At 61.2% G+C, this 10,825-nt stretch carries 12 protein-coding genes; 11 read left to right on the top strand and 1 reads right to left on the bottom strand.

Translation table 11 applies throughout. The annotated features are described in order from the left end of the window. Positions 1-1,417: fatty acid desaturase (locus O2807_05835; GenBank protein MDA1000023.1), on the top strand; the 1,417-nt coding region annotated here is incomplete at its 5' end. A 67-nt stretch (positions 1,418-1,484) separates the two neighbouring features. Here the strand turns inward: O2807_05835 and O2807_05830 are convergent. Continuing rightward, positions 1,485-2,540 (bottom strand): ABC transporter substrate-binding protein, encoded by a 1,056-nt coding sequence (locus O2807_05830; protein MDA1000022.1) that lies wholly within the window; start codon positions 2,538-2,540, stop codon positions 1,485-1,487. A 237-nt stretch (positions 2,541-2,777) separates the two neighbouring features. Here O2807_05830 and ilvC point away from each other — a divergent pair, with 237 nt between their 5' ends. The 10 genes from ilvC to O2807_05780 form a co-directional block, all read left to right on the top strand. Beyond that, positions 2,778-3,809, top strand: coding sequence for a ketol-acid reductoisomerase (gene ilvC / locus O2807_05825; GenBank protein MDA1000021.1), 1,032 nt, complete (start codon positions 2,778-2,780; stop codon positions 3,807-3,809). A gap of 239 nt (positions 3,810-4,048) precedes the next feature. Then, positions 4,049-4,531, top strand: coding sequence for a cytochrome c maturation protein CcmE (locus O2807_05820; protein MDA1000020.1), 483 nt, complete (start codon positions 4,049-4,051; stop codon positions 4,529-4,531). 76 nt (positions 4,532-4,607) lie between these two features. After that, positions 4,608-6,587, top strand: a complete 1,980-nt coding sequence (locus O2807_05815; GenBank protein ID MDA1000019.1) for a heme lyase CcmF/NrfE family subunit — start codon at positions 4,608-4,610, stop codon at positions 6,585-6,587. Position 6,588: 1 nt separating this feature from the next. Next, positions 6,589-7,182, top strand: coding sequence for a hypothetical protein (locus tag O2807_05810; GenBank protein ID MDA1000018.1), 594 nt, complete (start codon positions 6,589-6,591; stop codon positions 7,180-7,182). Beyond that, positions 7,179-8,030, top strand: coding sequence for a hypothetical protein (locus O2807_05805; GenBank protein MDA1000017.1), 852 nt, complete (start codon positions 7,179-7,181; stop codon positions 8,028-8,030). The genes O2807_05810 and O2807_05805 overlap by 4 nt, the downstream gene beginning before the upstream one ends. Continuing rightward, on the top strand, positions 8,031-8,747 hold the full coding sequence (locus tag O2807_05800) for an ABC transporter ATP-binding protein (protein ID MDA1000016.1): 717 nt from the start codon (positions 8,031-8,033) through the stop codon (positions 8,745-8,747). Next, the gene (locus O2807_05795; protein MDA1000015.1) at positions 8,744-9,433 is read left to right on the top strand and encodes a heme exporter protein CcmB; all 690 of its coding nucleotides are present in this window, start codon (positions 8,744-8,746) and stop codon (positions 9,431-9,433) included. Before O2807_05800 ends, O2807_05795 begins: the two co-directional genes overlap by 4 nt. Before the next feature lie 117 nt (positions 9,434-9,550). Continuing rightward, the gene (ccsA, locus tag O2807_05790) at positions 9,551-10,306 is read left to right on the top strand and encodes a cytochrome c biogenesis protein CcsA (protein ID MDA1000014.1); all 756 of its coding nucleotides are present in this window, start codon (positions 9,551-9,553) and stop codon (positions 10,304-10,306) included. Then, the gene (locus tag O2807_05785; GenBank protein ID MDA1000013.1) at positions 10,306-10,443 is read left to right on the top strand and encodes a hypothetical protein; all 138 of its coding nucleotides are present in this window, start codon (positions 10,306-10,308) and stop codon (positions 10,441-10,443) included. The genes ccsA and O2807_05785 overlap by 1 nt, the downstream gene beginning before the upstream one ends. A gap of 14 nt (positions 10,444-10,457) precedes the next feature. Then, a partial coding sequence (locus tag O2807_05780; GenBank protein MDA1000012.1) for a cytochrome c-type biogenesis protein CcmH occupies positions 10,458-10,825 on the top strand: 368 nt, incomplete at its 3' end.

Here is a 10,825-nt window from a genome sequence, read left to right as displayed (position 1 = left end):
TTTTGTGGCAACACGCGAGCGTCGGCGCTTGGCGGTCCACCGGAAGGAAGAGCGGCGCATTATGTGGCCGACGGTTTTTGTGATTGGCGCTATCCATCTCGCCGCCCTCCTCGCGCTCGATCCCCAGTATTACAGCACTTCGGGGCTTGTCCTCTTTGTCGTCCTTTATTATCTGGCCGGAATGTTCGGCGTGACGATGTCGTACCATCGTCTTCTGACCCACCGGAGTTTCCAGACATACAAATGGGTCGAGTATCTTTTGACGTACTTTGCTTGTCTGTCGCTTCAGAGCGGCCCGATTCAGTGGACAGCCACGCACCGCATCCACCACAAGGAAGCCGACCATGAGCCGGACCCGCACTCCCCGCTCGTGAATTTCCTGTGGGCGCACGCGGGGTGGCTGTTCGTCACGCTGCCGGGTGCGCACGAGTACGAGGAGTATTGCCGCTTTGCGAAGGATTTGCACAAAGATCCCGTCCAGCGCTTTTTCGATCGCCACTTTTTTACGCTCTACGTGGCGACGGCGGGGCTGATCTACATCGCCGGCGAGATGTACGGGGGCCTGGGGCTCTCGTGGGTCGTCTGGGGCGTCCTGCTGCGGACTGTCGTGCTCTGGCATGCGACGTGGTTCGTCAATTCCGCCACGCACATATGGGGTTACCGGAATTACCAGACGGACGAGGACAGCACGAACAGCTGGTGGGTCGGCCTGCTCGCCTTCGGCGAGGGCTGGCACAATAACCACCACGCCGATCAGCGCTCGGCCGCCCACGGACAGCGCTGGTTCGAGTTCGATATGACTTACCGGATGATCAAGATCATGGAATTTTTCGGGCTGGCCTGGAAGGTGATGGAACCGAGAATGAAGGTCGTCGCCCGCCGGGTGGACATCATGGTGGACGATGAGGCCCTCAAGCTGGCCGATGAGCGGGCGGAGGCCATGGGTGCGGGCCTGACGCTTCACACCCTCACGGACCCGACGGTTCCGATCGAGGTTCCGCAGATGAGCAGCGTGACGGACGCCTACGAGGCGGCCAAGGAATCGGCGCGAATGGCGCTGGAAGCCGCCGAAACCGCGTTACAGCACGCAAAAGAAGCGGCCCGGCACACGCGGGGTGAGAGCTTCTCGTTCGAGAGGCTCGACCATGCCGTTCGGAAGATGCTCGAGAGCGCAAAGGACATGGCGATGACGGCGGTGGAGCAGGCGAAGGTCGGAGCGGCCGAGGCCGCGGAATTCGCTGCCCAGGCATCCGCCATGGCCTCCGAGGCGAAGGATCGGGCCTCGGAGTCGGCCCGGCACTTTTCCGAGCAGAGCTGGGCGATGGCGCAGGAGGCGGCCGAAGCGGCGGCGCGGGCCGCGGAGGAGATCGCCATCGCCTTCCGGGGCGTTACCCGTTCGGCGATCACGGCAATCTGAATAACCTGTTTCTTGGAATTCGCCGGGGGGCCGAAAGGCTCCCCGGTTTTTTTTCGCCGGGATGGAGCTACAGGTTGCCGGGAACCGGCCGGAGCCGGGGCAGAAGATCGTTGGTGAAGTAGTGAGAGATGGGCGTTTCGATCTTCAGTTTCCGGGTTTGGATCAGCAGCGCCTTCATGTTTTCCATTCTTTTTCTGTCGAAAAGACCCAGGCCGATATGGCGTGCGCTTGCCGGGTACGTCAGGGCGAGGGCGGCGCTCCATTCGGCGGCGATGCGCTTCTCGCCCAGCTCGGGGTTGACTTGGAGAAACGTGCTTAGGGCCTTTCGGGGCTGCTCGATCGCGGCGGCCAGGGCCTCTGCCGTGGCCCGGATGAAGTCGCGGACGAGTTCGGGCTGCTTTTCCACAAGGCTGTCCTTCGTGTTGAGCAGCAAGGAATAGGGATTCAGCCCGGCGCGGGCATAGGGAAAGACGGCGATGCTTTTGCCCGCGAGGCGGGCGGCTTCATGGTATTGATAGGCCGCAATCGTGGAGCTGACCACAGCGTCCACCTGTCCGGAGATGAGCGCGGGAAGCAGGCTCTCCGGGCGCAGGTTCTGCCAGAGTACCTGGGCGGGGTCGAGACCCGTTTGCGGTTGCAGGCCGGGAAAAATAATGCGCGGAAAAGAAGCCCGCGGCGCGGCGATCTTTTTGGATTTCAGATCGCGGAACCCTCGAATGCCGCTGCCCTTGAGCGAAAAGACGGCGTTCGGCGAATCCTGGAAGTAAACCATGACCCCGAGGGTGTCCATGCCGCGAAGGCGGTGAACGAACAGCTCGGCCGCCTCGGCAAGGGCGAAGTGGGCTTTCCCGGCCTGGAGCAGATCGAGGGCCTTGTGGCTTCCCTGGGCGATGACGATAGAGACGTCGAGGTTCGTTTTTTTGTAGTATCCCCCATGCAACGCGTAATAGAAGGGGACGTGGGTCCCACCGGGGAGCCAGTTGAGGGCGAGGGTGACCTTTCGGGCGGCTTCTCCGGGGGCGGGGGCCAGGAAATACAGAAGCGCGAGGGCGAGGGTAAGGCCGGCGCGGAGGCTCCGGCCGATGGTTTTGGCGCAAAAACCGGTTACTGGCTGCGTCTTCACGAAACCTCCCGCTTTCTGGCGTGAGTGAGTAGATACTCCGAGGCACTGAAAGAGAGTAAGGGATTCGGCCGTGGATGTGTCAAGCTGCGTTTTGCCGGATTCCGGGCGACTTCCCTTGACACTTTTTTCCGCGCCTCCTAGATTGAGGCGTCATTTCAGGGGGATACCCCCGGTATCGGGTATGCAATGCGGCCGTTTCAAGCGGCCGCGCGTTTTTTTCGGGGAGGGCCGCGGGCCATGACCGCAAGTGAAGAGTTGTTGAAGGATCTGAAAATCTATTACGACGCCGATGCCGATTTGAATCTGCTTCAGAACAAGACTATCGCCGTCATCGGCTATGGAAGCCAGGGCAGGGCGCACGCGCTGAACCTTCAGGACAGCGGGGCGAACGTCGTCGTGGGTCTCCGCAAGTCCTCTCCCCGCTGGCAGCAGGCCGAGGACGACGGTCTCGAGGTGATGGAGACTGCCGAGGCGGCCAAGGCGGGCGACATGGTGGTGATGTTGACCCAAGACCATCTCCAGGCGGCGATCTGGAGGAACGATATCGAGCCGAACATGAAGGAAGGTGATGCCCTTGTCGTGGCCCACGGTTTTAACCTGAACTACGGGCAGATCATTCCGCCCAAGGGTCTCGATGTGTTCATGATCGCCCCGAAGAGCCCGGGGCACACCATGCGTTTCCAGTACGAGGACGGACGGGGCGTTCCCGGTCTTTTGGCCGTCTTCCAGGATGCGACCGGCAAGGCGAAAGACTATGCGCTGGCCTACGGCAAGGGGGTGGGTTGCGCCCGGGCGGGCATCATCGAGACCACTATCGAGGAGGAGACCGAAACCGATCTCTTCGGCGAGCAGGCGGTGCTCTGCGGTGGAATCACAGAGCTCATCCGAGCGGCGTTCGAGGTCTTGTGCGAGGCGGGCTATCAGCCGGCACTGGCCTATTTCGAGTGTCTCCATGAGGTGAAGCTGATCACCGACCTGATCTACCAGGGCGGCATCACGATGATGCGCTACTCGGTGTCCGACACGGCCGAGTACGGGGACATCACCCGCGGCAAGGTGGTCATCGATCAGGGGACGCGCGAGCGGATGCGGGGCATCCTCAAGGACATCCAGACCGGAAAGTTCGCGAGCGAGTGGATCAACGAGAACATGGTGGGCCGTCCCACGTTCAACACCGTGGTGCGGAAGGAAAAGGAGCATCCCATCGAGGTGGTTGGCGCCCGGCTCCGGGCGATGATGCCCTGGATCCAGGAGCGCGAGGTGAAGTAGGCGCGCGACGAAGCGGCGGCGGATTTTGAGGGCCCTCCGTGATACGGGGGGCCCTTTTTTTGCGGGACACCGCTCGGGGAAGGCGGTTTCCCTGGAAACCATCAGAAAATCTCTGTTTTCCGGGTTTTTACCGGTTGAAAGAATAGAGGAATGGAAGTATCTTTTTTGTGGGATGGCCCTCCAAAAGTGATTTGCCGCCTTATTGTCGCAAACACGGCTTTCCGGGGGAGTATGTACACATGAGCGCAAAGCGGGCGAAGTTCGTGATAGCCGGCGTTGTCATCGCTGGCTCCTTTTTGTATCTCTCCATCGCCGGCTTCCAGGGCGACAATCTCGTTTATTTCATGACGGTGGACGAGGTGGCCAAAAAATCGGCGAGCCTGGAGCAGAAAAACCAGGGTGTCCGCGTGCAGGGAAAGATCGTGTCCAAGACCTTGACGCGGAACTCGGCGAAAATGCAGATCGCCTTTCGCCTGCAGGGCGAGGCAACTACGCTGCCGGTGCGCTTCCAGGGAGTTCCCCCGGATCTCCTCGAAAACGGCTTCCCCGTGATCGCCGAAGGAAAGCTCAACGGCGAGGGCGTCCTGGTGGCGAAAAATCTGATGGTGGCCTGCCCGTCGAAGTTCGAGGAAAAGAAGAAAACCGGCGAGGCAATCCCGAAAGAGCACGAGATTCTCATGCAGAAAGCCCAACCTCAAAAACAAGCTTCCGTGAAAAAGTAGAATTGGATGACGCGCATCTAGGCCGAAGGTGTGCCTTCGGTTAGGCCGCCCATCACCGCAAAGGAGTGGCGCCAGGATGTTGTTGATTAACTTAGGACACTACGCCCTTTTGGCGGCCTATATTCTGGCGCTCTACAGCGCCATTATTTCGGTGTGGGGCGCCATCCGGCGCCGGGCGGAATTTGTCGTCTCGGGCCGCAACGCGGCCGTCGTGGTTTTTTCCCTCGTCTCCTTGGCGAGCGTCAGCCTCATCTACCTTCTCATGACGCGAGACTACCGGGTGGAGTATGTTGCCAGCCAGGTGAACAACACCCTGAACGCCTTTTACCGCTTCAGCGCGTTCTGGGGCGGACAGGAGGGGAGCCTTCTCTTCTGGCTTCTGCTTCTGTGCATTTTTTCGTTCACGCTGATCTGCCAAAACCGCCGGCGGAACCAGGACTTGATGCCCTACGTGACGGCGACGCTGATGATCACGGCGGCCTTTTTCCTGACCATTTTGAATTTGATCACCCCTCCCTTCGATACGCTGGCCGAAGTCCCTCTCGATGGCCGCGGCCTGAATCCGCTCCTGCAGGACTGGGGAATGGTGATTCATCCTCCCAATCTTTTTCTGGGATACGTGGGTTTCGCGGTTCCGTTTGCGTTCTGCATCGGAGCGCTCGCCACGGGGAGACTTGATCCGGGCTGGGTCATCACCACCCGCAGATGGACCCTTTTTGCCTGGTTCTTCAACGGAATCGGGGTACTTCTCGGCGGCGCCTGGGCCTACCGTGAGTTGGGCTGGGGCGGCTACTGGGCCTGGGATCCGGTTGAAAACGCGAGTCTGATGCCCTGGCTCGTCGGCACGGCGTTCCTGCACTCAGCGATCATCCAGGAAAAACGCGGGATGCTGAAGGTCTGGAACGTTTCCTTGATCATCATGACCTATTCCCTGACGATTTTCGGCACCTTCCTCACGCGAAGCGGCATCGTTTCGAGCGTTCATGCCTTTGCGGACAGCCCGTTCGGCTGGGCGTTTCTGGCCTATCTGCTCATCGTGCTCGCGGTTTCCTTCGGTCTTGTGATCTGGCGCCTCCCGCTTTTGAAGAGCGAGCACGAGATGGAGAGCTTCTTCTCCCGCGAGGCCGGCTTCCTGTTGAATAACGTGATTTTCGTCGGCATGACCTTTTCCATCCTCTGGGGAACCATCTTCCCCATCATCAGCGAGGCGGTGAAGGGCGTGAAGGTAACGGTCGGTCCGCCGTTCTTCAACCAGGTCAACGTGCCCATCGGGCTTTTGTTGATTCTTCTGATGGGGGCGGGGCCTTTGTTCGCCTGGCGGAAATCCTCGGGCCTTCAGCTCCGAAAAACGTTCGTCTATCCGGGCGTCGTGACGCTGGGCATTCTCATCGTTCTGATTTCCGGTGGCCTGCGCCACGTATATGCCGTCCTGACGTTTGCGCTGTGTTTCTTCGTCCTGGCCACCATCTGGCTCGAGTACTACCGCGGCGTCTCCGCCCGGGTGCGCCACCAGGGAGAGGGGCTCCTTCACGCCATCTGGGATCTCACCATGCGGAACAAGCGCCGCTTCGGCGGCTACATCGTTCATCTCGGGATGGCGATCCTGTTCGTCGGGGTCGCCGCCTCGTCGGCCTACCAGCAGGTGGGAGAGGTTCGGCTCCGGCCCGGGGAGAGTTTTACCCTCGACGGGGTGCGCATGAAATACGTCGGCCTCCGGCAGAGCGTCTCGGACAACTATCGATCGGCCTTCGCCCTTCTCACCGTTTACCGCGAGGGACGCCGGGTGGGCGACATCGAGGCGGAAAAAAGGCTCTACTTCACCCCGCCACAGCCCACGACCGAGGCCGGGATTCAGCGCTCGCTCCATTCGGATGTCTATGCCGTTTTCGCGGAAACGGATGAAGATGGCTCCGCCAGCTTCAAGTTTCTGATCAACCCCCTGATCAACTGGGTGTGGTTCGGCGGCGTGATCTTCACGCTGGGCACCATTGTGTGCTTCCTGCCGGAGCGGTGGGGACGCTTGAGAAAGCGGCTGGCCGCCGCAGAGGGTACGTGAGATGGAATCGGTTTCCCTGGTCGTAGTCGGCGCGCTGCTTTTGCTCTCGTTCGCCTATGCCGCCTGGCCGCTTTTCAACGTTGTCCAAGGCTCGGACGGCTCCTCTGCGGAGAGCGATGTGCTTCGCGAGTCGGAGGTGGCGCGGCTTTTGTCCGAGCGGGAAAATGCCTACAAGCAAATTGTGGAGGTCGATCTGGACCGCCAGATGGGAAAGCTCTCGGACGAGGATTACGCCGAGATGATGGGCGCGGCCCGGAATCGGGCGCTGGGGATTCTCCGCCGCCTGGAGGCGCGCGGCCTTCACGAGGGGATGGTGGCGGTGCAGATGGAGGGCCACGAGGCCGAGGAGGCCGCCCAGCGGGTGGTGGAGGGTGCGCGGGCGGATGTTCCTGTGCGGGAGGATAGTCCTCCATCGCTCGATGAAAAATTCGAGGCCGATATTCTTCGCTACCGGAAGGTGAAGCCGGTGGCGAAAGATGTGTCCTCATCCGAGGAAGAGCCGGAGCCGGCCCGGGGTGCTTTTTGCCCCTCCTGCGGCGGCGCGGTGATCGCCACACACAAATTCTGTTCTTCCTGCGGAGAGAAACTGCCTTGAACCGGGCCCGGAGCATGGCTGCGTGGTATCTTGCCGGAATATTGCTGATCGGGGTTTTTGCCGGAGCGGCCGCAGCGGCGCCGGCCAACCCCAAGGGCGAGTCGGCGCTGCGCCTCAACCGGCGGGTCATGATGATCCGGCTTGAGAAGGGCTATTACGAAATCATCGAATTTTTCGATTTGGAAAACACGGGAAAAACCCCGATTGTTTCCCAAGGCGGCGCACCGACGCTGAACATCACACTTCCCCGCAGCGACAGCGTCCGCAACCCCGGGGCGTTGGACTGGCGCATCGGCCAGGGCCTCGATCCGAAAAAGGTGCAAGTCACCGGGAGCGAGGTACTCTCCTTCGAGACCATTCCGCCCGGACTGCGGCAGGTGGTGCTCTTCTACAAGTTCCAGGATGAGTTCGGCGGCATCTCGGTGGAGCGCCCGGTCCGGCTCGGCACGCAGAATTTTGCGGTTTTTCCGGAGAAAGGCCGTGTTCAGCTGCAGGCGGGCAGCTTGCGGCAGTTGGAGTCCGTCAAGTTCCAGGATCGCGAGTTGGATCGCTTCGTCGGCGCGGCTCCGGCCGGAACGATGATGCGCTTTCACCTGAAGGCGCCGGATTCGATGGCCGATCCGTTTTACTTCTATGTGGCGGGCGGCGGCCTGTTGTTTGTCGGCGTTGTCCTGGGCTTCTGGCTCAGGAGACGGCGAAACACCTCCTTGCTGGAGAAGATCGATCGCGAGAAGCTGCTGATTTCCATCGCGGAACTGGATGATCGGCTCGCCATCGGTGAAATTTCGCCCGAAGCGCATCGCAAAGAGCGGGGAGCCCGAATCGCGCGCCTTCGCGAGATATCCTAGATGCTGGAACTGCTTGGACTGTCTCGCCGCTACGGAAGAAGGTGGGCGCTGCGCGAGGTGAGCCTCTCGGTCGATCGCGGCACCTCCATCGCGCTTTTGGGGGCGAACGGTTCCGGCAAGACCACGCTGCTGAAGACGGTCGCGGGCCTGCTCCAGCCCCATGCGGGGGAGATTCATCTCGACGGGCGGGCCATTGACGCGGCCTCCCGGAAAAAGTTCGGATTCCTCAGCCACGAACCCTACCTCTACGCCCCGCTGACGTTGCGGGAGAATCTGAATTTCTTCGGCAAGTTATTCGGCCTTGGCCGGAGTGAAGTTGCCGCCCGGATTGAAAGCCTGGCCGCTTCCCTGCGGCTCACCGAGCGGATGGACGATCCGATCCGGGTGCTCAGCCAGGGACTTCGGCAAAGGGCGGCGCTCTCGCGGGCGCTCTTGCACGATCCGGAAATCTTGCTGCTCGATGAGCCCTTCTCGGGGCTTGACCCGGTTGCGGTCGGGCGCTTCGAGGAGATTCTCGGGGAGGTGAGTGACGGGCGCATTGTGATTATGACGCTGCACGACCCGGCGCGCGCCCGGAAGCTGGCAAAAGAGATAGCGGTGCTTTCCGGGGGGAGGCTTGTTCTCCGCGGCGAGGCGGCGCGCCTGGGGAATGCGGAGCTGGACCGGGCCTACCGGGGCGAGCTTATGGCCCCCGCCGGAGAGAGGGAGGCCAGATGAGGACTTTCCTTCGTTCGGCCTGGACAGTGGCGGAAAAGGACCTCCTGCTGGAGTGGCGCGCGCGCGAGAGTCTCACCGTCATGGTGATCTTTGCCCTGATGGTGCTGACCCTCTTCAGCTTCGCCTTCGGCCCGGGGGGCGGAGGGGGGGCCGAGGCGGCAAACGTCCAAGCGGGAATTCTCTGGATCGCCATCCTCTTCGCCTCCACCATCGGTCTCTCGCGCGGGATGGGAATCGAGCGGGAGAGCGAAGGGATCTCCGCCATGCGGCTGACCGCCGTGGACCCGTCGGCGATTTTTCTCGGCAAGATGTTCGCAGTTCTTCTCTCGATGGCGCTGATGGAGGTGGTCGGGTTCGCCGCGCTGGCGGTTTTCTACCGGGCGGAGGTTTTTCCCAATGCTCTCGCCCTTGCGGGGGTGGCGCTCGAGGCGACCATCGGTATCGCGGCGCTGGGGAGTCTTTTTTCGGCCGTGAGCGTGCGCACAAGGACGCGCGATGTGTTGTTGCCCGTGCTGCTGTTTCCGATCCTGGTTCCCGTTCTCATCGCGGCGGTCCGGGCGACGGCCGTGCTTTTGGGCGGCGGAGGCTGGGCGGAGGCAGGCGACTGGGTGAAATTGCTCCTTGTCTTCGACATTATTTTCGTGGTAGCGTCGGCGGTGGTTTACGAGTTTGTTATACTCGAGTGAATACAATATGTTGTGTGAATATTTTCATGTAATGCATGAACTTGTTTTCAGGCCCTCCTCTTCGGGTACAATGCCGGTGAGCGGGTCGAGCCGAATCCGCCGGGTGGAGGGAGCACAGTGACGGAACTCTTTCTGGTCATTTTTCTGATTGTGGCGATACCCGTCGGCTGGCTGATCTGGCGGAACGAGAGGGAGGGGGGCGACAAGCTCCTGGCCGGGCTCGCCATCGTGGCGATCCTTTTCGCCCTTTATGCCGATTTCTTCATTGCTGTCACGGACAATGTTCAGGGTCCGGCGCAGCGCATCTTCTACGTGCATGTGTCCTCGGCCTGGATCGCTTTTCTGGCGTTTTTTCTCGTTTTCATATTTTCCATCCGCTATCTCATCTGGAAACGGGAGCAGGACGATATCCGCGCCCATGCGTGCGCCGAGGCCGGCGTCACTTTCTGCACGCTGGTTTTGATCACCGGCCCGATCTGGGCCCGGCCCATCTGGGGTGTGTGGTGGACCTGGGACGCCCGGCTGACGACATCAATGATCCTTTGGCTGATCTATATCGGGTATCTCATGCTTCGCGCCTATGTGGTCGATCCGGATCAGCGGGCGCGTTTCGCCGCCGTCCTGGGAATCATCGGATTCATTGACGTTCCCATCGTGCATTTGTCCGTCAAGTGGTGGCGGACGCTGCACCCGGGTCCCGTTGTCGCGCGCTCGGGGGGGATGCGCGAGCTCCCCGGTTCGATGCACATTGCACTCTGGTCCTCCGTGATCGCCTTCACTTTACTGTTTTCCTATTTCGTGCGGCGAAAAGCGGAGATCGAGCGGTTGCGGCTCGCCCTGGAAACGGCCCGGGCCGGAGAGGAGACGAACTGATGGGTTACACGATTGCTGCCTATATCGTTGTCATTTCGGGCCTGGGGTTTTACTGGTGGACCCTGATGAGCCGCCTCCGGGAGTTGCGGTCGGAGGCCCAGAAGGCGGGCGTTGGAATGGAGCGCGGACGGTCGTGAGAAATCTTCTGCGAGTGACGGTTTTTGCTGCCTTGCTGGGCGCCAGCCTTGCCCCCGGGTACGGATGGGGGGCGGTGATTGACCCCAAGACCACCTTTGAGGAAGTGGCCAGCGCCGTCATGAGTCCGGCTTGCCCGGGGAAGCTGTTGATCAACTGCCCGAGCGGGGAGGGGGCGCAGCTGCGGGAGTTGGTGCGCCGGAAGATCGCGGCGGGCGAGACCAAGGAACAAATTGTACAGTATTTTGTTGAAGTCTACGGGATTGAAGCGCTGCCGAATCCCCCGCCCGAGGGTTTTTATCTGACAGCTTGGCTTCTTCCCTTCGCCGGGATCGTGGCTGGCGTGGGGGGGTTCTTGGTCATGGTTTGGAGCTGGTCGGCCAA

The organism is bacterium (assembly GCA_027622355.1).
In the GTDB taxonomy this organism is placed as follows: domain Bacteria; phylum UBA8248; class UBA8248; order UBA8248; family UBA8248; genus JAQBZT01.
The sequence above is the reverse complement of the archived record's forward strand: the minus strand, read 5'-3'. Positions and strand labels throughout refer to the sequence as shown.